A 24,307-nucleotide genomic window follows, 5' to 3' on the forward strand; every position below is an offset into this window, starting at 1 on the left:
AAATTTAAAGTATTTAAACAAATAAATAATTAATATTAAAAAAATAAAGTATTGCAAAATTTTTTTTACTGCTTTATTTTAATAAAATTTATTTTATTAAAAGTATTTTTTTTGTATATTTTTATTTTTAGAAATATAATTAATCGTATTAATTAAATAGTATTTAACATATTTATTGAAATATTTAAATATTTTTAATTATAAATAATTTATTTTTTTTATAAAATTTATTTTATTAACATATTAAAAAATTGTATTTTTACTCAGCATTTTAAATTTTTATTATTTTAATTTTAATTTAAGATAGGAGTAAATATGCATTTTATTTTTTCAGATATTTCAGTATATTTAAATTTTTTTGTTAGTTTGTTTGCTTTAGTCAATCCTATTGGAATGATTCCCATTTTTACTACGATGACAAATCATTTTTCTGTAGAAGAAAGAAATAAAACTAATTATATTACTAATATAAGCGTTTTTATTATATTATCAATATCATTAATTTTAGGAAATAGTGTATTGTGTTTTTTTGGTATTTCTATGAATGCATTTCGTATTTCTGGTGGGGTTTTAATATCCATTATTGCAATGTCTATGATTAATGGTACGCTAATTAAAAAAAATAAAATTCATAAAAAAGAGATTATTTCAGATACTAATATTGGAATTGTTCCATTAGCCATGCCATTAATAGCTGGTCCTGGAGCTATTAGCACGACAATTATGTGGGGTATGCAGTATTCAGGAATTATAAATATGATCATAGGAAGTATTATAATAGCATTTTTTACATTTTTTTGTTGGATGCTATTTCGTACAGCACCTATTATTGTTTCTATATTAGGTTCAACAGGAATTAATATTATTACTCGTATTATGGGGTTATTATTAATGGCATTAGGAATTGAATTAATTATAAGAGGAATATCTGTTTTATTTCCGAGTTTATTATAAAATTTTTATTATTTAAAATTTTTTAAATATCTTTTTAGAGTAATCATTATTTAATTTAAATATTAAAACTATGTTTGATAATAATAAAGTTATTATTTCTAATAAAATGTTGATAAGAAAACTAGGGATGCAAAAATGGAGTTTTATTTTTAATAAAATGAACCATTTTACCAATCAACGTAATAGTAGTACATATGATGAAATTTGGTTAACAGAACATGAACCTATATTTACTATAGGTCAAACTAGAAATATGCATCAGCAAAGTAATGCTATTTTTTTACATAAAAATATTCCGGTTAGGTATAGCAATAGGGGGGGTAAAATTACTTATCATGGTCCAGGACAACAATTAATATATTTTTTAATTGATTTAAAACGATGTCAATTAAGTATTTTTAATTTGATTGAAAAAATAAAAAAAATAATTATTAGAACTTTAAAATTTTTTTTTATTCATAGCATTGCTGGAATTAAACATCCAGGTATTTATATTGAAGATAAAAAAATTAGTTCTTTTGGTTTAAAAATTCAAAGAGGTTGTTCATTACATGGATGTAGTTTAAATGTTAAAATGGATTTAACTCCATTTAATTATATTTATCCTTGTGGAATAAGAAACATTAAAATGACGCAAATATCAGATTTTATTTTTAATATTTCAATGAATCAAGTACAGAACGTTTTAATTAAAGAAATTAGTAATATTTTTATGAGTAAAATACGTATTGTATATGGTTTTTAATAATAATTTTTCATAAAATAAAAAAATTTATTTTAAGTATAGTATGAAATACTTGTATATATAAGGGTATAGAATTTGGAGAAAATCACAAAACATTTTACACAGAATAATAAAAGAGACAATAATATTATAAAAAACAAAAAACCTGATTGGATTAAAATAAAATTACTAATAGATAATAATAAAATTAACGCAATGAAGTCAACTTTAAGAACACATAATTTATTTTCTGTATGTGAAGAAGCTCAATGTCCTAATTTACAAGATTGCTTTAATCGTGGAACTGCTACTTTTATGATATTAGGTGCAATATGTACTCGAAAATGTCCTTTTTGCGCAGTTTCTAAAGGAAGACCTACATTACCTAATGCACATGAACCTAATCAATTAAAAGTAGTAATTAATAAATTAAACATTAAACATGTTGTGTTGACTTCAGTTACTAGAGATGATTTAAAAGATGGAGGTGCTCAACATTTTTTTGAATGTATTAAAGCAATAAAAAGCTTAAAAAAAAATATTAAGATTGAAATTTTAGTTCCTGATTTTAAAAATTGTTCAAATAATGCTGTATCAATTTTATCTAATGCATATCCAGATATATTTAATCATAACTTAGAAAGTGTTCCTAGAATATACAAAGCAATTCGTCCAGGAGCTAATTATCAGCATTCATTAAATTTATTATTGAATTTTAAAAATATGAATCCAAATGTGATAACAAAATCTGGTATTATGATAGGATTAGGGGAGAAAAAAAGCGAAATTATTAATGTAATAAGTGATTTAAAAACTCATAGAGTAGATATGATAACTATTGGTCAATATTTACAACCAACTTCTTCACATTTTCCAGTTAAACATTATTATACTATTTCTGAATTTAATGATATAAAAAATCAAGCGTTATCTATTGGTTTTAGAAATGTTTTTTGCGGTCCTTTTGTTCGTTCTTCATATAATGCTGATGAACAATTTTTAAACAATACTTTTTCAAATAAAAATAATTTTTCTAATAATTAATAATAGATATTATTTTTTATATTTTTAAATTAAAGATTTTTAATTACATTACGAATTAAAATAATTTATCTTTTAATTATTTCATATATGTTATTAATTTTTTACAATAATTTTTACAATAATGTATCTATTATAGGAATTATTATAGATAATATCTATAGAATTTGTTTGTTTTGAATTTTTAATAAACCAAAATTTTTTTATAAAATATATTTTTATAAAATTTTTTAAAGGATTAATAAAATTGAAAAAAATTGATCAAGCACAATTGCCTACGCCATGGGGTGATTTCAAAATTGTTGGATTTAAAGAAATTGAAAATAAAAAAAATCATGTAGCATTATTACATGGAAAAATTATGTCTAATTCTCCAATTTTAGTACGAATTCATTCAGAATGTTTAACTGGAGATGCATTATTTAGTTTAAGATGTGATTGTGGCATGCAATTACAAGAATCTTTTAAAAAAATTACAGAAGAAGGTTCTGGAGTTTTAATATATCACCGACAAGAAGGAAGAAATATTGGATTATTAAACAAAATTAGAGCATATGCTTTACAAGATAAAGGATTGGATACTGTTGAAGCTAACCATGTTTTAGGTTTTTCTGCAGATGAAAGAAGTTTTGTTTCTTGTGTTAAGATATTGAACTTATTAAATATAAAAAAAATTAAATTGCTTACTAATAATCCATTAAAAATACAAACGTTATCTAAATTAGGTATTGAAGTTATTGAGAGAGTTAAACTAATAATTAAGAAAAATAAAAAAAATAGTGAATATTTAAGTACTAAAGAAAAAAAAATGGGGCATTTATTTTAAAATTTATTTAATTTATAATTGTAAAAAAATAAATAAATTTTTTTACAATTATTTCTAATTTTATTTAATCATAAACTGATTATTAATCTAATTGTACTTTTTGGTAATTTAAACATATTGCATATAAATTGAATATGTTTGTATTTTGTTTTGAATGTATCATAGTTAAATTTTTTAATATTTTTATTAACTCGTTCAAGATATGTAATAAAGCATCAGGTAACCATAATGATACAGAAGCAGTATTGTTTTGAATGGAATTATTATCAAATAAATTAATGTTAAATTGTTCTTTAACATAATCCCATACGTCAACTGTACTTTTTTCCCATATCAATTCAAAATTAGTTAATTTTGACATGGACGCCGCTTTTGCTATTGCATCATCAAAATCTCCTATCATATCAACTAAACCAATTTTTTTAGCTTGTCTACCTGTCCATATTCTTCCTTTTGCTATTTGTTTAATGTAGTTTTTTGGTTTATTTCTAGATTTAGAAACTAATTTAATGAATTTTTTATATCCTTCGGTGACGTGAGCTTGTATAAATTGTTTAATTAATGGACTTACTTTTTTTGTATATACAATATGCGGCATATCTGTAGAATTAATTTGTTCTGTAGATATACCTAATAATTTTAAACTATCTTCAAAATTATTTAATAAATTAAAAATACCAATTGATCCAGTTACTGTATTATTATTAGCGATTATATAATCTCCTGCTGTAGCAATCCAATAACCTCCTGAAGCAGCTACATCTCCCATTGATATAATAATTGGTTTTCCAGCTTTTTTTATTTTTTCTATTTCTTTTCTGATAATTTCTGAAGCAGTAACTTCTCCTCCTGGGGTATTTACTCTTATAATAACTGCTTTAACATCATTATTATTTTTTGCATTTTCTAATTCAGTTATTATAGATGTAGGAGCATTATCATAACTATTTGATCCGTTTCCTGTAATTACACCGTCAATGGATATTATTGCAATTTTATTATTTTTAATATTACTTGGTGATTGTTTTTTTAATGGATAATCATATATGCTAATGCAATTATAACTATTTTTTGATTTGTTTAATCCAAAAATTTTTATTAGTTCTTTTTCAATTCGTTTACTAGAAAATATTTTGTCAATAATATGGTTTTTTTTAAAAAAAATAGCCATGTTTCCGTGAAATTTTTTCATATCATGGATAGTTTTTTTTGCTTTAGGTACAACTTTATTACAAGATATATTTCTATTTTTAGCAATAGTTTTAACATAATCACACCATAAATCAGCAATCCATTGGTATCGAGTTTTTTTATTCTCTTTAGACATATTATTTCTTATATATGGTTCTACAGCAGATTTATATTTTCCTATTCGAAAAATTGTAGATTCAATTTGTAATATATTTAATAATTTTTTGAAATATGTTTCTTCTATAGAAAAACCATGTAAATTAATAGATCCATATGGATCTAAAAATATTTTATTTGCAAAACTATCTAAAAAGTATTGGCTTTGATTAGCATTTTCTTCAATACTATAAATTTTTTTCCCAGATTTTTTAAATTCTAATAGTGATTTTCCTATATATTCTAAAGCAGTATAATCACCTCCTGTAAAATTTTTTAGTTCTAGTATTATTCCAGGAATTAAGGGATCACGAATTGCTTGACGAATTTTTGCAACAATATTATAAACTGAATTGTCTTCATACAATGAAGAAGCATTTTCATGAAATAATTTGTCTACTAATCTGCTTGATGGATAACGTATAAAATGATCGGATATGTATCCTTCTATATCTATTTTTAAAGCGCTGGGTTGAGTTTGATTTACTTGATAATTGATATTGATTTTTGTATATATTGAATAAATCATAATTACAATAAGTATTATAAATATAATATTAAGTAAAGAGATGCGGATAATATTTAAAAATTTTAAAATCCATTTAAAAATATTGCATAATTTTTTCCATAAATCACTCATTATACCTCCAATATTAAAATAAATTTAAATTTGTTTTAATTTATTTTAAATTTAATATTTCATTTAAATAAAAATTTAAATATATAAAAATAATGTTTATAATTTGTATCTTTTAAAAAAAAAATAAAATTTAATTTTTTAATGTTGTTAATAATAAAATCAATTAAAATATTTTGATTTTATTTTTTTAATAAGTATCAATTAAATATTAATAAATACTGAATTAATAAAACGTTATTTTTCTTGTAATAAATAGATAAAAAATTTTTTATTTAATAATTATTTGTTTTTTATTTCATATAATTATTAAATAATGCTGATTAAAGGAATTTGGCGTGGATTACCTAATTCATTTATTGCAACATATATAAATATTGCTTCTGTTGCTTTATAATATTTTCCTAATGGGATAGAAGTGACTTTTTTATTCCAAATTTCAATTTTTGTCGTAATAGAAGTGTTACCAATTTTAATTAATTTTGCATAACAAGTCACTATATCTCCTACTGATATTTTTTGTATAAAATTAATTGATTTTACATGTACTGTAGTAACTTTCCCTCCAGATATCTCTTTAGATAAAATTGCTCCACCTATATCCATTTGAGACATAATCCATCCCCCAAAAATATCTCCATTCGCATTAGCATTGGAAGGCATTGCTACTGTTTTAAGTACAATTTCACCATCAGGTAAATAATGAGTATTATTGTTAATTTTGGTTTTTTTCATTTATTTTATTATTTTTTGCATATTGAACATATATTAGATTAGATCCGATAAAAATTATCATTAAAGAAGTCAGTACAAAAATTTTAAATAACATTAATAAATTATCAGAAGCGAATGATGCAACAATAGCATGTAATATTGCACAAAAAACGCAAAATATCATCCATGCAAGATTAATTTTTTTTATTATTTCTTCATTTAAATGACGTGATTCACTAATTAATATTTTAATAAAACTATTGTTTGTTCCCAAATGACTATATATTAAACCGATGGATAACAAAATATAAAATAAAGACATTTTATATTTTATTAATTCAATATTTTGTATATGCATTGTTAAGACGCTTAATATTAAAATTAAAAAGAAATTAATAATATCTAAAATGTTAATTGTAAAAAAATACCAATTTGCACAAAAACTCATTACAGTAACTAGCAATAAAATTTCGGAAGCAAGCATAAATCCATAAAATTTGTAAGATATAAAAAAGACTATTAAGGAAAGTAAATGAAATATCGGTTTCATAATGTTAAATCCAATGAATTGTTAGAATTGTTATTCTATATGAATATTTTTATATAAATAAAATAAATAAATAATTAACATACAAAAAATAAAATTATTTATAATATGAAATGCTGTATTAGAAACAGACATACTAAATAAATGAAAACATATAAAAAGTATTATAACAAATAATTTTGATAATAAATAAAAAAATACTGGAAATAAAAAAATCAAGTAATGTTTTTTGGTAATATGAAAACTATTTAATAAAGATTCTTTTAGTTTTATATTTTTTATAATTAAAATTATAGGCGATAAAGAAAAATACGTGATTAATATTATTCCAGGTATAATAAAAAGCATTAATCCAATTTGTATCAATAAATTTAATATTAATGTTAAAAGTATAACTGAAGGAAATATACATATTGCTCTTTTGATCAGAGAAAAAATGTTAATTTCTTTTTTATATACTATGAATTCAATACAGAAAATAGTAATACTGATTAATAAAGCTGTTTCTACTAAAGAAGATAAGTATTTTAATAAAAATATATGTATTAGCATTTTTTTTTGTAATAAATTAAAATTATAATTCAATTGGTATAATATAATATTATTATGCAAATAATTTATATGTAAAGAATTTAATTGCCGAATTGATGGTTTTGTTAAGCGACTTAATGCTACTTCTAGTAGAGATATAATAGTAGAAAATACAAGGCTTTGAAAAAAAATCTTAAAAATAAAATTAAAACTGCAACGGAATGATTGATTGCCTGTACATTTCATTTTTACTCCTTTTTTTTATACAAAATATTATAATTATTTTTAATAAAACATTTATACAATATATGTTTTATATTTTTATTTTATAAATTTTGTATATATTCAAATACTATTATAAAGTTGCTTGTTTTAGTTCAATTACAGTCTTTTCTATCTCATAAAGCATAGTATGATGATTTTGATAATTTTTTTCTATGATTTCGACAATTACTGAACCACAAATAACTCCTGATACACCATTTTTAAGACACTTTTTTATTTGTTGAGAGGTAGATATTCCAAAACCTTGTAACAGAGGAACAGAATTGTTTATTTTACATTCTAATATAATATGTTTTTGAGGTATTAATGCCTTATTTTCTGTTCCAGTAACTCCAGGTCTGGATAATAAATAAATAAAACTAGAACTGTATTTACAAATTTTTTTAATAGTAGAATTGTTAGCATTTGGAGGGCATACGTAAATCATACTAATTTTATTATTACTAGCACAATCATGAAATAAATATGATTCTTCAATTGGCACATCAGCAATTAAAACTGAATCAATTTGATTTAATGCACATTTTGAAAAAAAAACATTTATTTTTTGACTAAATACAATATTTGCATATGTCAATATTCCTATTGGAATATCAGGATATCTATTTCTTATTTCAAGGATAAAATTAAAACATTTGTTAATATTAATTTTAGAGTGAAATGCTCTCAAATTGGCATTTTGTATAGTAATGCCATCTGACATTGGATCTGAAAAAGGAAATCCTAATTCTAAAGCATCCGCTCCATTTTTAATTAATGTATTTACTATTTTTAGAGATGATTCATATGAAGGATCTCCAATTATTACGAATGGAACAAAGCACTTTTCTTTTTTTTTTTTTAATGAATCAAATAAAATTTGATATTTATTCATCTATTTTTCCTTTTGTTAAAATTGTATTTACAGTATTTAAATCTTTATCACCTCTTCCTGATAAATTAACGATAATAACTTGTTTTTTTTTGTGATCTTGATTCATAATTTTAATTGCTTCAGCTAAAGCATGAGATGATTCTAAAGCTGGTATAATTCCTTCTTTTTTACATAATAGTTGGAATGCATTTATAGCTTCATTATCTTGTATAGAAACATATTTTACTCGACCTATTTTTTGTAACCATGCATGTTCAGGACCTACTGAAGGAAAATCTAACCCTGCTGAAATAGACCAAGATTCTTTAATTTGTCCATCTTTAGATTGTAAAATTTTAGATTTCATTCCAAAATAAATTCCGGTTTCGCCGGCATTTAATGGAGCTCCATGTTTGCCAGAATTAATTCCATAACCCGCTGGTTCAACTCCTATTAATTTTACATCTTGATCGTTTAAAAATTCAGTAAATATTCCTATAGCGTTAGAACCTCCTCCTACACATGCAATTATTTTGTCAGGTAAACTATTTTCTTTTTTTAAAATTTGTTTTTTTGTCTCTTCTCCAATAATTTTTTGATATTCTTTTACTATAGTTGGGTAAGGATGAGGCCCTGCCGCAGTGCCTAACATATAATGAGTTGTAGAATAAGTTCTAGACCAATCTCGTAATGCTTCATTACAAGCATCTTTTAATGTTTTAGCGCCAGATTGAACGGAAATAACTTTAGCTCCCATTAATTTCATGCGCAATACGTTTAATTTTTGTCGTTTGATATCTTTTGCACCCATATAAATACGACATTTTATATTTAACAACGCACATGCTAATGCTGTTGCAACTCCATGTTGTCCAGCTCCAGTTTCTGCTATTATTTCTTTTTTTTTCATTCTGATAGCTAATAGAGCTTGTCCTAATACTTGGTTGGTTTTATGAGCTCCTCCATGTAATAAATCTTCTCTTTTAAGATAAATTTTTGTTTGAGTTCCACGAGTAATATTTTTACATAATGTTAATGGAGTAGGTCGACCAGCATAATTATTTAATAAATTTGATAATTTTTTTTTGAATTTGTTATCTTTTTGAGCTAATATAAATTCTTTTTCTAGTTCGTATAAAGCAGGAATAAGTATTTGAGGAACGAACATACCTCCAAATTTTCCAAAATAAGCGTTAATTAATGTCATTATTAGTACCCTTTTAGCTAATTAATAAATTATTAAAAAATATTTTTTTTATTAATTTTTATTAGTTCAAAAACATTTTTTATTTTTTTTTTCGATTTAATTCCGGGTTCAATTTCGACTCCAGAGTTTAAATCTAAACCATCAAAACCTAATTGTGCAGCATATTGACAATTATTAGCATTAATACCTCCTGAAAGAATTGAATTAGTATATATTTTTTTAGTTAATAAAGACCAATTAAATGATGTACCAGTTCCTCCATTTTGGTTATCATATAAAAAATATTGTATGTTATCAAAATAAAATTTGGGTATAGTATCGTGAATGCTTATTACTTTCCATATAAATAAAGGATAAGGTATTTTTTCTTTTAATGCGTTAATATAAAATTGATTTTCATTTCCATGTAACTGAATTGCATATAATTTTAGCGTTGTTGCAATTTTGACAATTTTTTCGATTTTTTCATTTTGAAAAACTGCAACATATTTTAAATTTATTGTATCAATTATGTTTTTAGCAATTTGTAAATTTATTTTTCTTTGTGATTTTTTTACAAAAATCATACCTCCAAAAATAGCTCCTATTTTTTTTGAGTTATATGCATCTTTAACTCTAGTTATTCCACAAATTTTATTTTTTCCAAATATTATTTTATGAATTCCTTCTTTATGATCTTTATGCTTCATAATAAAAGATCCAATTAAAAATCCATCTACTATTTTTTTTAATTTATTTAAAGTAGCATAATTTTTAATTCCTGATTCGCTAATTTTAATAATATTGTTGGGAATTAAAGGAGCTAATTTAATTGTACGGTTAATATCAATATTTAAATCATGCAAATTTCTGTTATTAATACCAATGATTTCAGATTTTAATTTAATAGCTCTATTTAATTCATCAACATTATTAATTTCAGTAATAACATTCATATTCAATTGTTTAGCTAGTTGATATAGTAATAAAAATTGTTGATCATTTAATATAGATAACATTAATAATATTGCGTCTGCTTGATAAAATCTAGATAAATATACCTGATAAGTATCGATAAAAAAATCTTTGCATAGTATTGGTTTATTTACAATGGATTTAACTATTGGTATATATTCAAATTTTCCTGAAAAAAAAACTTCATCAGTTAATACTGATACACATGTTGCATATTTTTTATATATTCTAGAAATAGTATAAATATCAAAATTATTTACTATTTTACCTAAAGATGGAGAAGATTTTTTTATTTCTAAAATTAGAAATGGTTTTTGAGAAATTAAAGTTTTTTTAAAACTGTGGTTACTTGTATAAATACTATGTTTTATGGAATTTAATGGTTGTTTTTTCTTTCTTTTTTTAATCCACTCTATTTTAGATTGGACTATTTTTTCTAAAATTGTAGTATTCATGCTTTTCCTAATTGTGCAATTTTAATAATTTTTTTATAAACTATTCCACTTCTAATTATTTTTAATGCATTTTGAGCATTTTCTTTTAAATTTTCATGACCAAATATTTTTAATACTAATGCAACGTTTGCAGCAATTGTTTGTTCATGAAATTCAGATCCTTGTCCTTGTAGTAATTTTGTTATTATCTCATGATTTTTTTTTGGTTTTCCCCCTTCGTTTATGTTATTAAAATTAAACGTGTTCAAACCAAAATGTTGTGGTTCTAGAACATATGAATTAATTTTCTTATTTTTTAATTCTGCAATGTATGTTTTTGTAAATAAGGTCACTTCATCTGTATTATTGCTACATAATACAATAGCTCTTTGATATTTTAATTCTTTTAATATTCTAATTATTACATTAATCCATTTTTTGTGATATACACCTATTAAAGTAAATGGAGGTTTGGCAGGGTTCGTTAAAGGTCCTAGTATATTAAAAATTGTTCTTGTGTTTAAAAATTTTCTAATAGGATGTGCTTGACGAAAACCTTGATGATAAAAAGGAGCAAAAAGAAAACAAATATTAAATTTATCTAAAAAAAATCGAGATATTTTAGGCGATATATTTAAATTGATATTAAATTTTTTTAAAATATTAGAGGATCCAGATTTACTAGTAATGCTAACATTACAGTGTTTTGCAATTTTTAATCCTAAACTAGATGCTACAAAAGAACTAATAGTTGATATATTAATATCATTATAATTATCACCTCCTGTTCCTACAATATCTGCAAATTTATATTTTGGTGAGGGGAATAATCGAGATTTTTCTAAAAATAAACGTGTTATTCCTAATATTTCATTATACCTTTCTCCTCTCATTTTCATTGCAATCAGTGAAGCTGTTAATTCTATGTTATTTTTTTTCTTAAAAATTATATGATTAAAAAGATTATATGTTTCTTGTTCGCTTAGCTCTTTATAAGAATACATTTTTTTAAAAATATCTTTCATGTATAAATGACACCTGTTAAAAAAATTATATAACTTTACATTTTAATTTTTTCTTATATTTAAAAATTTTGATATAGTAAATATTTATTATTTTTTTATTTATTTATTTTTATATAATAATTAAAATTAAAGATCAGTATTTTCAATTTTTATATTATAAATTACGTATTAACATTAAAATTAATAAAATATTTATAAGAATTTTTTAATAGATAAATAAATAATTTTAATTAAATAAAATATTTTTTTTTAAATAAAGAAGGTTTATTGTGAAGAAATTAATAATAATAATATTATTTTTTTTTGTTTCGTTTTCCTTAGGAGCAAATTGGATTGCTATGAAAATCGCAGTGAAAACAATTCCACCTATTTTTGCAACTAGTTTAAGATTTTTATTAGTATCTCCATTATTAATTGTTATTGCTTATATTAATAATATTACGTTACTTTTTCCAAAAAAAGAAAGATTTTTTCAGTTTTTAATATCATTTTTTTATTTTTCAGTTCCATTCGCTTTAATGATATATGCAGCACAATATATTAATAATATATTAAGTGCTTTGATTTTTTCTAATATTCCAGTTTTAATGTTAATTAATCGTAGTTATATACAAAAAGAAAAAATACAAAATGTACAAATCATGGGTGTTTTTATTGTTATAGTGTCTTTTTTATTTTTTACTGTTTTTAATTTAGGAATGCATAATTTTTATAAATATAAAGGATGGATAGCATTATTATGTGCTGCTTTATGTCATTCATATATTTATGTATATTTATGGAAAAAAAAATTAAATCATTTGTCAGTGATTACTTTTAATGCTTTACCATCTTTATTATCTGGAATAACTTTATTAATTGTATCAATTTGTATTGAGCATCCTAGTATATATTGTTTTTCTTATAGTTCTATAAAATCAATTTTATTTTTATCTTACTGTTCTGGATTTTTAGGAATAGTTGCATATTTTTATTTACAAAAAGAAATTAATTCTTTTTATGCATCAACAGTTTTTTTAACATTTCCTATAATAGTTATTATTTTAGAACATTTTATGTATCGAAAATATATTAATATATATGAAATACTGCTCATTATTTTTTTCATTTTTGGTTCGGTTGTAGCTATTTTACCTAATAAAAAATTAAAAAAAAGTAAGAATTAATTTTTTTAGTTTAAACAACTGCATTGATTAGATTATATTAAATAATGTAGTTATTATTTTTTTTTAAATTTTTTTTATAAATATAAATTATTTTTTTTGATTAAATGGATTAATAATATGGCAGAAGAGCGAATACAGAAAATTTTATCCAGGTTAGGTTATGGGTCTCGTAGATCAATTGAACAATTAATACAAAACAATAATATTATTATTAATAAAAAAAAAATTATTTTAGGAGAAAAGATAGACATTAAAAATATACATGAATTGTATATTAATAAAATAAAAATTAACTTTAATAAAAAAAAACAGAAAATAGAAAAAAGAATATTAATATATAATAAACCTGTCGGAGAAATATCAACTAGAAAAGATCCTTTAAACCGTATTACAATTTTTAAAAATTTACCAAAATTAACGAATACAAAATGGATTAGTGTTGGTAGATTAGATTTAAATACCAGTGGTTTAATAATTTTTACAAACTGTGGGCAAACAGCTAATAAATTAATGCATCCTAAAAACTATATTAAACGAGTGTATTTAGCTCGACTATTTGGAAAGATAAACGTTTTTAAAATTAATATGTTGCGTATGGGGTTAACTATTGAAAATAATTTTTTACACTTTAATGAAATTAAAATTCATAATAGTAATAAGACATTTAAATGGTACAAAGTTTCTTTGTATGAAGGAAAAAATCGTGAAATAAGAAAACTATTTAATTATTTACAAATTCAAGTTTCTCGATTGATTAGAATTCAATATGGATCTATTTCATTACCTCATAGTTTATATCCGGGCAATTTTAAAGAATTATCTAATAAAATACGTATTTAGTACACAATTTGTTAAAACAATGATATTAATAAAGATAATTTTTTATAAAAATTTATGAATTTTATTATTTAAGTTTTTAATTATATAATTTTAATTAATAAAAAAATATTTTTAATAAACTATTTATTTTGATTAATATTTTTTATATATATAAAACATATAATTTATATATGATAATAGTTGTTGTTAAATGTTTAAAAAAAATAAAATAATTAATTTGAATTATAAATAACAAATAAGTATTTATTTTAAAGTTTTTTATATAAATTTCTTTATTTTATCAATTATTGTTTTATTACATAATTTATTTTTTTTTAAATACAGTTTAGATTTTTAAATCATTTTAATAATTTAATTTATATATACTTATGTATTTAAATAAATAATTATTTATTTAAAGCTATAAATTTTTTTAACCTAGTTTTAGTTGTAAACAAACGTATAGTTTTTTATACAAAAATTTAAAAATTAATAAATTTATAATAAAAATCTTTTTTTTAATAAAAAATATGTTTATAATTAAAAATAAATTAAATGTTCTACATTTTATTCATTTTTAATAAGATTAAAATACATAATTAAATTATTTAAATTAACGTAAAATTATGTAGTTATATAACTTATAATACTAATTTTTAATCAGGATATTTTTTATTGAAATTAAAATTAGTATCCTATCTTTTTATTTATAATAAAAAAATTGAAATTGTTATGACAAACACTCCATTAAAACCAACAAAAATCAAGAACGAAATATTAAATCATTATGGTTTAAATATATTGATATTTTTATATATAATATATGCTTTTTGTGATTAAAAATTTTAACATTATATTAAATAAAAATATTATTTTTAGTATTTATTTTTTTATTATAAAATTAATATATGAAATATTTTTTATTACATAAGTGACTTTTAATATTTTTTAAAATTTTTTTATAAGTTTTAAAAACTTTTTCATATGAAAAAGTTTTTAAAAATAAAAAAATATTTATTTTTTTATTTTAGATATTTGTTCAGAAACATACTTTATTAGTTTTGAACTTCCTACTACAATATCTAGCATGTTAGTTTCTTTATTATTTTGTATAATATTCATATTACTATTAAAATTGTTAATTAATCCTCCAGATTCTCTAATTTGTAACTCTCCAGACAAAATTTTTAAAAAAGGAGATTGAATACAAATTAAACCACTTGTCCTTCCGACAGATACATATGCTAAATTTAATGTTAAAGATCCTAAACATTTGATTTGAATTCCATCAAAATTCATTTGATTTAAAAATTCAGAATATATATTATTCGTGCAAATAGTATAAATGAAATTGTTATTAATTGAAATAATTGTATTTTTAATCGAATATGGTTGTATGCAACGAGTACGAAATCCATTAAGTTTTGAACCTTGCCCTTTAACTGATGTAAATAATTCATTTTGTAAGGGGTCATATATTACAGATGCTTCTACTTTTTTGTTAATAATAATGCTTATTGATGTACAAAAATAAGGAATTTTTTTACTAAAATTTATTTTTCCACTCAACGGATTGATTAACCAGTATATCTTATTGTTTTCAAATTTTTCTCTGATGTTATAAGTTGATAGTATTTTATGATCAGGATAAAATTTTTTGATCATATCAACCATAATTTTTTCTGATTTAACAATTACAGTATTAACAATACTAATCGTATTTTGTTGGTCATGATGTGCAAATGATTGAGAATCATAAACTTGAAGAATAAATGCACCTACTTTACGAACAATTCGGATAGCAATGTTTAATATAGGATGCATTAAATTTTCTCCTAAAAATATTTTTATTATAATTAGAATTAATTATTAGGATATTAATCCTTTGAAACAAATATATATTTGTATAATAAAATAAAAATATTTTATACATTTTAAAAATGGAAGTAAAATACATGAATATCATTGATAAAAAAATTAATTTATTTAATTTTGATGTTATTAATATGAGAAAGTTTTTTATATCTATTCAAGAAAAATCATTTCGAGCAGATCAGATTATGAAATGGATATATCATCATAATTGCATTAATTTGCTAGACATGAATAATATAAAAAAAAAATTACGTTATAATTTAAGTAAAATTGTCTCGATTATACCACCTAAGTTTGTAAAAGAACAGATATCTTTAGATGGTTCAATAAAGTGGAGTGTTTTAGTTGATAACCAATTAGTAGAAACTATTTATATACCAGAAAAAAGTAGAGCAACTCTATGTATATCAACACAAGCAGGGTGTAATTTAAAATGCGTTTTTTGTTTAACAGGAAAACAAGGTTTTAACCGTAATTTAAAAGTTTCAGAAATTATAGGTCAAATTTGGCAAGCAAGAAAAATTATTAAAAAAAATAATTATCATCCTATTACTAATATTGTATTGATGGGTATGGGGGAGCCTTTATTAAATTTTAACAATGTTGTTAAATCTATTAAAATAATGCTACACCCCTTAGGTTTTGGTTTTTCAAAAAAAAAGATTACTTTGTCAACTTCTGGGATTGTGCCAGCAATCAATCAATTAATTAATGAAGTAGATGTTAATTTAGCAATTTCATTACACGCTCCTAACGACATGATTAGAAGCCAGATTATGCCTATAAATAATAAATACAACATTCAAATGGTACTTTTAGCAGCTCAAAATTATATGAAGAAATCTAAAGCTAATCGTAATGGTATTACTATTGAATATGTATTACTACATAACATAAATGATTCACTACAACATGCTAATCAATTAACTAATATTTTATCAAATATAAAAAGTAAAATTAATTTAATTCCATGGAACGATTTTCATGGTTCATCTTTGTCATGTAGTTCTAATATACGAATACAATCATTTCATAATTTTTTATTAAAAAAAAATTTTTTTTCTACAATAAGAAAAAATAGAGGTCAAGATATTCAAGCTGCGTGTGGACAACTATCTGGATTAATATATACAAAAAAATAAATAGATAAATTATTTATTAATCTTATTAATAAAAATAATATAAGTAATCATTTTTATTAATAAGATTGTACTTATAATGATGCGTATCGTTTAATATAATTAAAAAAATAATTTTTGATAAAAAAACAAATAAATATTATGAATAAATAATTTAAAAATAATTATAAGGATACAGAGTGGATACAAAATTACAGTCAATTCGAGGTATGCGAGATTATTTACCTGATGAAACTGAAATATTTAGAAAAATAGAAGATTGTCTCATTTCTGTTTTAAAAACACATTCCATTAAAGAAATAAAGTTACCTATTATAGAATATACTGATTTATTTTATAAAACTATAGGTATAGGAACAGATATTTTAGAAAAAGAAATGTATACTTTTTATAATAAAGGTAATAAGTCAATAACATTAAGACCAGAAGGTACAGCAGGATGTGTTAGATCAGCTCTTCAAAATAATCTATTTAGTCGTTTTTTGGAGCATAAAATATGGTATCTGGGTCCAATGTTTCGATGTGAAAGACCTCAAAAAGGAAGATATCGTCAATTTTATCAATTAGGAATAGAAATATTTGGTTTAAAAGGTATTGCAATAGAATTAGAATTGCTAATTATTGCATATAAATGGTGGAAAAAATTAGGAATTCAAAACTTGATATATTTAGAAATTAATTCTATTGGATCTTGTATAGAAAGAGAAAATTTTAAAAAAGTATTAATAAATTTTTTTAAAAAATACGAATCTAAATTTGATGAAGAAATGAAAAAAACACTATCTAATAATCCATTAAGATTATTAGATAGTAAAAAACCATTAATACAATCAATTATCCATTATGCTCCTAAATTATTTGATTATCTTTATGATGATACAAAAATTCAATTTCAGGAACTATGTTCATTATTAAATTTAATGAATATACCTTTTATTGTTAATAAAAATTTAATTAGAGGGTTAGATTATTATAATAATATGGTATTTGAATGGAAAATACATAAAGAACAATCACAAAATGCAATTTGCGCAGGAGGGCGATATGACAATTTAGTAGAACAATTAGGGGGAAGTCATGTTCCCGCTCTAGGTTGTGCTGTAGGATTAGATAGACTATATCTTTTGATTAAACAATCTAAAATTTTTGTTAATACTAATGATAATTTAGATATTATTATTGTTTTTTTAGATCAAAAATATATTGCTTATTCTTTTAAAATAGCTGAGATTATTCGTAATGAATTTACAAAATTAAAGGTTAAAATAGATTTTAAAGAGAATAAACTTACTAAAAAAATACAAAACGCAAACAAATGTTTAACAAAATTCATGTTAATTATTGGAAAAAAAGAATTTGAACAAAATGCAATAATTATTAAGAATTTAATTAGTCATACTCAAATATTAATTTCAATTGAACAATTAACAAGTTACCTTAAGACTGTTTTGTAATAAATTAATTTGTTTTATAAATCTTTTTAGATGAAAAAATATTTAATTAATGTTTATTAAAAAATATATTTTTGATTTAAAATCTATAACTAGGTATTAATAATTCATTTAATTCATTTTTTATACTATTTAAGGGGTATAACATTGATTTTAAATTATCAATCTTTACGAAATTACGATATAGATATTTGGAATGCACTAAATTTAGAATCAATCAGACAAGAAGAGCATATAGAACTAATAGCATCAGAAAATTATGCAAGTAATTTAGTTTTACAATTACAAGGTTCTATATTAACTAATAAATATGCTGAAGGATATCCTGAAAAAAGATATTATGGAGGATGTCAATACATTGATATCATAGAAAAAATAGCTATTAGTCGAGCAAAAAAATTATTTAATGTTGATTATGCAAATGTACAACCACATTCGGGATCACAAGCTAACTTTGCAGTATATAATGCTTTATTAAATCCAGGAGACACTATTTTAGGCATGAATTTATCCCATGGAGGTCATTTGACCCATGGTTCTACAGTTAATTTTTCCGGTAAAATATATAAATCATTTTTTTATGGATTAAATGAAAAAGGTGAAATTGATTATAAACAAATTGAAAAAATAGCACATGAAAAAAAACCAAAAATGATTATTGCAGGATTTTCTGCTTATTCTGGTTTGTGTAATTGGGAATTAATGCGTGATATTGCTGATAGTATTAATGCATATTTGTTTGCAGATATTTCTCATGTAGCTGGAATGATTGCTGCAAAATTATATCCTAACCCCTTTCCTTACGCCCATGTTGCAACTACTACAACACATAAAACTTTATCAGGTCCGAGAGGAGGAATAATTTTATCTAATGAAAACAATGATGAATTGTACAAAAAAATTAATTCTTCTGTTTTTCCAGGATCTCAAGGGGGACCATTAATGCATGTAATTGCAGCCAAAGCTGTAGCTTTTAAAGAAGCTATGAGTTCAGAATTTTATTCATATCAAAAACAAATATTATTAAATGCAAAAATAATGTCCCAATTATTTTTAAAAAATAATTTTACACTTGTATCAAATGGAACTCATAATCATTTATTTGTTATTAATCTAGAAAAAAATAAAATTACCGGTAAAGAAGCTGAAAATATATTACAATTAGCTAATATTACAGTAAATAAAAATAGTATTCCGCATGATAAACAAAATCCTTTTATTACTTCAGGTATTCGAATCGGTACTCCTGCTATTACCAGAAGAGGTTTTAAAGAAATAGAAGCTTCTATTGTTACAGAATGGATAATAGAATTATTACATAATATTAATAATAAACAATGTATTTTAGATATAAAAAATAAAGTATTACAATTATGTAAAAAATATCCTGTATATATTTAATTAAAAACTATTAATAAATATAATTTATACGCTATGTTATTAAATTAATTATAACATAGCAATATTTATTGTGTGTATATAAATAACAATCAGAAAATACATAAAAAAATTATTGTATTTGATAAAAAATTGATTTATCAAAAATACTTAATACTTCATTATATTGAAATGAATTTTTTTTATTTAAAAAAGGTATATGACCTAAAAATGGAGCTTTAATGTTTTTTTTTAAATAAAATAAGTATTCTTTATTGTATCTTGTTATTGTATTAATATTATTAGATATCCAACCAAAAAGAATTAATTTTTTATTTATTATCGCTTCGCTAGTTAAAATAGCATGATTAATACATCCTAATTTTATTCCTATTACTAAAATAACCGGTATTTTTTTTTCATATACCCAATCAGAATACAATATAGTATCAGATATTGGAGTATGCCAACCACCAGCTCCTTCAATAACTATCCAATTAGATTTTTTTCTTAAAATATCTAAATTTTTTGAAATTATATTTGGATCAATATGTTTTTTTATTCTCTTACTAATAAAATGAGGAGGAGCTGATTCATTAAAATTAAAAGGATTAATAATCTCATTTGGAAATGAAACCATACTATTTTTTTTTAAAATTTCAATGTCTGTATGGTTTATAGTATTATTACTTGCATAAGAAGAAATAGGTTTATATCCAATAGTTTTATATCCTTTATTTTTACCAATTTTAAGTAAAATATTAGAAAATATTGTTTTTCCTACATTTGTATCAGTACCAGTAATAAACCAATTATGTTTCATATATTTTTATTTCATGTGTAGTTATTTTAAATTAAATATTTATATATGTAATATACTTTGTTATTAATATACATTAAATATGTACTGTATATTGTGTACTACTTATACAGTACATAACATTTTTTAAAATATATTAATATATTTATTAAGAACTAATTAAATATTGTTTTGTGTAGCATCGTAATGTTGTGAATGATAATTTTTATTTATAGTTTTATTAATTAAATTTTTATTAATATTATGATTAGTAATTATTCCAACTTTTTTAAATAATTCTCTATCTTCAGATTCTTCTACATTTTTAGTTGTTAATAACTTGCATCCATAAAAAACAGAATTAACTCCTGCCATAAAACACATAACCTGTGCTTCTGCTGTTAATTTATTTCTTCCTGCTGATAATCGAATGTATGACTTAGGCATCATAATGCGAGCAGCTGCAATAGTTTTAATAAAATCAAAAGTGTTTATTTCTTCTGTATCTTCTAATGGCATACCTGGAGTTTTAACTAGCATATTAATAGGAACGCTTTCAGGATGTTGATTAAGATTAGCTAATTGCATTAATAATTCTTTTCTATCTGTAACTGTTTCTCCTAAACCTAAAATACCTCCAGAACAAACTTTTATTCCAGCATTTCGTACTTGATTTAAAGTATTTAATCTATCTTGATATGTTCTAGTAGTAATAATTTTTTTGTAAAAATTAGGAGATGTATCTAAATTATGGTTATAAAAGTCTAATCCAGCTTTTGCTAGTTGTTCAGATTGATCTTTATCTAAACTACCTAAAGTCATACATGTTTCTAATCCCATTTGCTTTATTTTTTTAATAATTTTAATTAAAAACGGCATATCTTTTTTTTTGGGGTGTTTCCATGCAGCTCCCATGCAGAATCGATCTGCGCCAGATAATTTAGCTTTCTCAGCTGCTTTTATTATTGTTTGCATATCTAATAGATTAGTATCATTTTTTTGCATTTTTTTTTGATATCTAGCACTTTGTGGGCAATATTTACAATCTTCCGGACATCCTCCTGTCTTTATTGATAATAGTGTGCTAATTTGCATTTGTAATGGATTAAAATATTTTCTATGTATATTTTGAGCTTCGAAAATCAGTTCTAAAAATGGTTTATCAAATAAACTATTTGTTTTTTCTAAAGTCCAATAATTTTTCATTTTTTTATTCCATTTTTTTTAGTATAATTAATATAAATAAATATTATTATTTTCTATAAATAAAATTAAAATATATGAATAAATTAGATTTAATTTTTGATCAACAGCATATTTGGCATCCGTATTCTTCTATTTCAAAACCAATTGCTTGTTATCCAGTGATATATGCTAAAGGTATTTATTTAACCTTAAGTAATAAAAAAAAACTTATTGATGGTATGTCATCATGGTGGTCGGTGATACATGGATATAATCACCCCCGATTGAATAGAGCATTAAGGAAACAAATAAATAAAGTATCACATGTAATGTTTGGAGGTATTACTCATAAACCAGCAATAAATTTATGTAGAAAATTAGTACAAATAGCTTCGAAATCTAATTTAGAATGTGTTTTTCTTTCTGATTCTGGTTCTGTATCTATTGAAGTTGCCATGAAAATGGCAATACAATATTGGCAAGCGCTAGGAAAAAAAAAGAAATTTTTTCTAACAATTAAAGGGGGTTATCATGGAGATACTTTTTTTGCTATGTCAGTATCTGATCCTGATAACTCTTTTCATAATATATATTATGACAACATTTTAATAAAGAATTTATTTGCTAATGCTCCTAAAATTAATTTTTTTGAAAAATGGGATAAAAACGATGTTAATTCATTTAAAAAATTAATTAGTGATCATTATTCTGATATTATTGCTATAATAATAGAACCTATAGTACAAGGTGTTGGTGGTATGAAATTTTACCATCCAAATTATCTAAAAGAGGTAAAAAATTTATCTATTTTATATCAAATTCCGTTAATTATTGATGAAATCGCAACAGGATTTTGTCGTACAGGAAAATTTTTTGCTCATGAATATGCAAATATTCAACCTGATATTTTATGTATAGGAAAAGCATTAACAGGAGGTATGTTAACTTTATCAGCTACATTAACTACTAGAAATATAGCAGAAACAATTAGTAACGGAAAATCTCGTTGTTTTATGCATGGACCTACTTTTATGGGTAATCCTTTATCTTGTTCTGTAGCTGTAGAAAGTATTAATATTATTCAAGATTCTAATTGGAAAAATCAAATAATTACTATAGAAAAACAATTAAAATATTATCTTTCTTTTTTAAAAAATCATCGAAGAGTACGAGAAGTTCGTGTATTAGGAGCAATAGGAGTAGTAGAATGTACTCATTTTATTCAATTAACATTAATTCAACGATTTTTTGTTGAAAAAGGAGTGTGGATTAGACCTTTTAAAAATCTAATTTACTTAGTTCCAGCTTTTATTATTTCTCATAAAGAAATAAAAAAATTAGTACATATTATTCATTTATCTTTAGATTATGATATTTTTTTTGAAAATAAATAATATATTGTACTATTTACATAGTAGTAATCCATAATGGATTTTTGCCTGTTTGTGTATCTATTAGAAAGTTTAATTCTCCATTATTTGGATCTATTTTATAAATAGATAATGAATTAGATTTTTGCCCAACTATATATAAATGTTGTCCATATTTATCTATGTGAAATGATCGTGGTTGACATTCTGTAACATAATTATGAATCATTGTTAATGTAGATAAAATTGGATGAATTTTAAATAATGTTACTATATTAGCAATACGATCTATTGTATATAAGAAATTGCTACAATTTGTTATTGTAATGTCGGATGCCCAATGTTTTCCTTCATATTCTAAAGGCATCATACTAATATTTTGAATAATTTTTAATTTATTATTTGTATTAATTTTTAATACATCAATGGTACTATTTAGTTCATTAATACTATATAAATATTTTTTATTATGATGAAAAGTTAAATGTCGTGGTCCTGATTTATTACTTAATTGTAAATAATTTTGAAAATTTATTTCAAAATTATTTTGTAATTTACATAATTTATGAATATAAATTTTATCTTCTTTTAATGCAGTAGAATAAATTAGTTTATTTTGTATATCTATATGAGAAAAATGACAACCTAAAATATTGTTTATAGTAAATATAATTTTTTTAGGAATACCTGTATTATCTAATTTAATTAAATACATTAAATTACCATGATATGAACTACAAAATAATAAATTTTTATTAATATCAATAGATATATGATTGATTGGATAACTTAATTTTATTGAACTTAATTTTTTTAAATTTCCGTTGTTTTGTACTGCGTAAGTATTAATACGATTATTAGGTCTAATGCCAACATATAATAATTTTTTACTTTCTAATATATAAATTGGTTGAGGTTCTCCTTGAATTGAAACTTCTTGTACTAATTGCAAGTGTTTATTGTTTTTTTTAAATTGAAAAACTTGAATACTATAACTATCCGGTGTTGCAATATATATATATATAGACATAAAAATTCCTAATTTTT

Annotated in this window: 21 protein-coding genes and 1 pseudogene; 10 read left to right on the top strand and 12 right to left on the bottom strand. The window is 22.2% G+C overall.

Going from position 1 to position 24,307, the window contains the following annotated elements; genetic code table 11:
• Window positions 1-315: 315 nt before the first annotated feature.
• The 4 genes from AB4W61_RS01075 to ribA all read left to right on the top strand — a co-directional run bounded on the left by AB4W61_RS01075 (window position 316) and on the right by ribA (window position 3,545).
• A complete protein-coding gene (locus tag AB4W61_RS01075) occupies window positions 316-954 on the top strand; it encodes a YchE family NAAT transporter (RefSeq protein WP_367679132.1) in 639 nt (212 codons plus the stop codon).
• 94 nt (window positions 955-1,048) lie between these two features.
• Window positions 1,049-1,699 carry a lipoyl(octanoyl) transferase LipB gene (gene lipB / locus AB4W61_RS01080; RefSeq protein WP_367679157.1) on the top strand — a complete coding sequence of 217 codons (651 nt, stop codon included), beginning with the start codon at window positions 1,049-1,051 and terminating at the stop codon, window positions 1,697-1,699.
• Window positions 1,700-1,783: 84 nt separating this feature from the next.
• A complete protein-coding gene (gene lipA, locus AB4W61_RS01085; RefSeq protein WP_367679158.1) occupies window positions 1,784-2,722 on the top strand; it encodes a lipoyl synthase in 939 nt (312 codons plus the stop codon).
• A 238-nt stretch (window positions 2,723-2,960) separates the two neighbouring features.
• Complete coding sequence (ribA, locus tag AB4W61_RS01090) at window positions 2,961-3,545, top strand: GTP cyclohydrolase II (RefSeq protein WP_367679159.1); 585 nt, start codon at window positions 2,961-2,963, stop codon at window positions 3,543-3,545.
• A gap of 82 nt (window positions 3,546-3,627) precedes the next feature.
• Here ribA and sppA read toward each other — a convergent pair whose 3' ends face one another.
• From sppA to trpD, 8 genes are all read right to left on the bottom strand, one after another.
• Entirely contained in the window at window positions 3,628-5,532 is a 1,905-nt protein-coding gene (gene sppA / locus AB4W61_RS01095) for a signal peptide peptidase SppA (protein WP_367679133.1), read from the bottom strand.
• Between the two features lie 306 nt (window positions 5,533-5,838).
• A complete protein-coding gene (yciA, locus tag AB4W61_RS01100; RefSeq protein WP_367679134.1) occupies window positions 5,839-6,264 on the bottom strand; it encodes an acyl-CoA thioester hydrolase YciA in 426 nt (141 codons plus the stop codon).
• Complete coding sequence (locus tag AB4W61_RS01105; RefSeq protein WP_367679135.1) at window positions 6,245-6,793, bottom strand: inner membrane-spanning protein YciB; 549 nt, start codon at window positions 6,791-6,793, stop codon at window positions 6,245-6,247. Before AB4W61_RS01105 ends, yciA begins: the two co-directional genes overlap by 20 nt.
• Before the next feature lie 30 nt (window positions 6,794-6,823).
• Window positions 6,824-7,567, bottom strand: coding sequence for a YciC family protein (locus AB4W61_RS01110; protein WP_367679136.1), 744 nt, complete (start codon window positions 7,565-7,567; stop codon window positions 6,824-6,826).
• A 109-nt stretch (window positions 7,568-7,676) separates the two neighbouring features.
• Window positions 7,677-8,480 (bottom strand): tryptophan synthase subunit alpha, encoded by an 804-nt coding sequence (trpA, locus tag AB4W61_RS01115; RefSeq protein ID WP_367679137.1) that lies wholly within the window; start codon window positions 8,478-8,480, stop codon window positions 7,677-7,679.
• Complete coding sequence (gene trpB / locus AB4W61_RS01120; RefSeq protein ID WP_367679138.1) at window positions 8,473-9,666, bottom strand: tryptophan synthase subunit beta; 1,194 nt, start codon at window positions 9,664-9,666, stop codon at window positions 8,473-8,475. The genes trpA and trpB overlap by 8 nt, the downstream gene beginning before the upstream one ends.
• Before the next feature lie 32 nt (window positions 9,667-9,698).
• On the bottom strand, window positions 9,699-11,075 hold the full coding sequence (gene trpCF, locus AB4W61_RS01125; RefSeq protein ID WP_367679139.1) for a bifunctional indole-3-glycerol-phosphate synthase TrpC/phosphoribosylanthranilate isomerase TrpF: 1,377 nt from the start codon (window positions 11,073-11,075) through the stop codon (window positions 9,699-9,701).
• Entirely contained in the window at window positions 11,072-12,079 is a 1,008-nt protein-coding gene (gene trpD / locus AB4W61_RS01130; protein ID WP_367679140.1) for an anthranilate phosphoribosyltransferase, read from the bottom strand. The genes trpCF and trpD overlap by 4 nt, the downstream gene beginning before the upstream one ends.
• Window positions 12,080-12,348: 269 nt before the next feature.
• Here trpD and AB4W61_RS01135 point away from each other — a divergent pair, with 269 nt between their 5' ends.
• Together AB4W61_RS01135 and AB4W61_RS01140 are read left to right on the top strand one after the other, a co-directional pair.
• Complete coding sequence (locus AB4W61_RS01135) at window positions 12,349-13,245, top strand: DMT family transporter (RefSeq protein ID WP_367679141.1); 897 nt, start codon at window positions 12,349-12,351, stop codon at window positions 13,243-13,245.
• A gap of 117 nt (window positions 13,246-13,362) precedes the next feature.
• Entirely contained in the window at window positions 13,363-14,085 is a 723-nt protein-coding gene (locus AB4W61_RS01140) for a pseudouridine synthase (RefSeq protein ID WP_367679142.1), read from the top strand.
• A 993-nt stretch (window positions 14,086-15,078) separates the two neighbouring features.
• Here AB4W61_RS01140 and AB4W61_RS01145 read toward each other — a convergent pair.
• The gene (locus AB4W61_RS01145) at window positions 15,079-15,888 is read right to left on the bottom strand and encodes an inositol monophosphatase family protein (protein ID WP_367679143.1); all 810 of its coding nucleotides are present in this window, start codon (window positions 15,886-15,888) and stop codon (window positions 15,079-15,081) included.
• Between the two features lie 131 nt (window positions 15,889-16,019).
• On the opposite strand from AB4W61_RS01145, the gene rlmN reads away from it, so the two are divergent.
• The 3 genes from rlmN (at window position 16,020) to glyA (ending at window position 19,930) form a co-directional block, all read left to right on the top strand.
• Window positions 16,020-17,081, top strand: coding sequence for a 23S rRNA (adenine(2503)-C(2))-methyltransferase RlmN (gene rlmN, locus AB4W61_RS01150; protein WP_367679144.1), 1,062 nt, complete (start codon window positions 16,020-16,022; stop codon window positions 17,079-17,081).
• Between the two features lie 176 nt (window positions 17,082-17,257).
• Complete coding sequence (hisS, locus tag AB4W61_RS01155) at window positions 17,258-18,532, top strand: histidine--tRNA ligase (protein WP_367679145.1); 1,275 nt, start codon at window positions 17,258-17,260, stop codon at window positions 18,530-18,532.
• A gap of 144 nt (window positions 18,533-18,676) precedes the next feature.
• Window positions 18,677-19,930 carry a serine hydroxymethyltransferase gene (glyA, locus tag AB4W61_RS01160; protein WP_367679146.1) on the top strand — a complete coding sequence of 418 codons (1,254 nt, stop codon included), beginning with the start codon at window positions 18,677-18,679 and terminating at the stop codon, window positions 19,928-19,930.
• Between the two features lie 109 nt (window positions 19,931-20,039).
• On the opposite strand, the gene bioD is transcribed toward glyA, so the two are convergent.
• Complete coding sequence (gene bioD, locus AB4W61_RS01165; protein ID WP_367679147.1) at window positions 20,040-20,729, bottom strand: dethiobiotin synthase; 690 nt, start codon at window positions 20,727-20,729, stop codon at window positions 20,040-20,042.
• Window positions 20,730-20,984: 255 nt separating this feature from the next.
• Window positions 20,985-21,911 (bottom strand): annotated as a pseudogene (bioB, locus tag AB4W61_RS01170) (biotin synthase BioB); the annotation flags it as partial.
• 74 nt (window positions 21,912-21,985) lie between these two features.
• Between bioB and bioA the strand changes: the two are divergent.
• Window positions 21,986-23,284 (top strand): adenosylmethionine--8-amino-7-oxononanoate transaminase, encoded by a 1,299-nt coding sequence (gene bioA, locus AB4W61_RS01175; protein ID WP_367679148.1) that lies wholly within the window; start codon window positions 21,986-21,988, stop codon window positions 23,282-23,284.
• A gap of 13 nt (window positions 23,285-23,297) precedes the next feature.
• Here the strand turns inward: bioA and AB4W61_RS01180 are convergent, their stop codons facing one another.
• Window positions 23,298-24,290, bottom strand: coding sequence for a beta-propeller fold lactonase family protein (locus AB4W61_RS01180; protein WP_367679149.1), 993 nt, complete (start codon window positions 24,288-24,290; stop codon window positions 23,298-23,300).
• Window positions 24,291-24,307 lie beyond the last annotated feature (17 nt).

Origin of the sequence: Buchnera aphidicola (Thelaxes suberi) (assembly GCF_964059005.1) — a bacterium.
Lineage (GTDB): Bacteria > Pseudomonadota > Gammaproteobacteria > Enterobacterales > Enterobacteriaceae > Buchnera_I > Buchnera_I aphidicola_C.

What these genes read in the sequence shown, in the direction of transcription:
- trpA (WP_367679137.1), bottom strand. Translation starts at nt 8,480, where the DNA reads ATGAATAAATATCAAATTTTATTTGATTCATTAAAAAAAAAAAAAGAA.
- trpB (WP_367679138.1), bottom strand. Translation starts at nt 9,666, where the DNA reads ATGACATTAATTAACGCTTATTTTGGAAAATTTGGAGGTATGTTCGTT.
- AB4W61_RS01140 (WP_367679142.1), top strand. Translation starts at nt 13,363, where the DNA reads ATGGCAGAAGAGCGAATACAGAAAATTTTATCCAGGTTAGGTTATGGG.
- bioA (WP_367679148.1), top strand. Translation starts at nt 21,986, where the DNA reads ATGAATAAATTAGATTTAATTTTTGATCAACAGCATATTTGGCATCCG.
- AB4W61_RS01110 (WP_367679136.1), bottom strand. Translation starts at nt 7,567, where the DNA reads ATGAAATGTACAGGCAATCAATCATTCCGTTGCAGTTTTAATTTTATT.
- rlmN (WP_367679144.1), top strand. Translation starts at nt 16,020, where the DNA reads ATGAATATCATTGATAAAAAAATTAATTTATTTAATTTTGATGTTATT.
- AB4W61_RS01145 (WP_367679143.1), bottom strand. Translation starts at nt 15,888, where the DNA reads ATGCATCCTATATTAAACATTGCTATCCGAATTGTTCGTAAAGTAGGT.
- bioD (WP_367679147.1), bottom strand. Translation starts at nt 20,729, where the DNA reads ATGAAACATAATTGGTTTATTACTGGTACTGATACAAATGTAGGAAAA.
- AB4W61_RS01180 (WP_367679149.1), bottom strand. Translation starts at nt 24,290, where the DNA reads ATGTCTATATATATATATATTGCAACACCGGATAGTTATAGTATTCAA.
- sppA (WP_367679133.1), bottom strand. Translation starts at nt 5,532, where the DNA reads ATGAGTGATTTATGGAAAAAATTATGCAATATTTTTAAATGGATTTTA.
- yciA (WP_367679134.1), bottom strand. Translation starts at nt 6,264, where the DNA reads ATGAAAAAAACCAAAATTAACAATAATACTCATTATTTACCTGATGGT.
- AB4W61_RS01105 (WP_367679135.1), bottom strand. Translation starts at nt 6,793, where the DNA reads ATGAAACCGATATTTCATTTACTTTCCTTAATAGTCTTTTTTATATCT.
- AB4W61_RS01075 (WP_367679132.1), top strand. Translation starts at nt 316, where the DNA reads ATGCATTTTATTTTTTCAGATATTTCAGTATATTTAAATTTTTTTGTT.
- trpCF (WP_367679139.1), bottom strand. Translation starts at nt 11,075, where the DNA reads ATGAATACTACAATTTTAGAAAAAATAGTCCAATCTAAAATAGAGTGG.
- trpD (WP_367679140.1), bottom strand. Translation starts at nt 12,079, where the DNA reads ATGAAAGATATTTTTAAAAAAATGTATTCTTATAAAGAGCTAAGCGAA.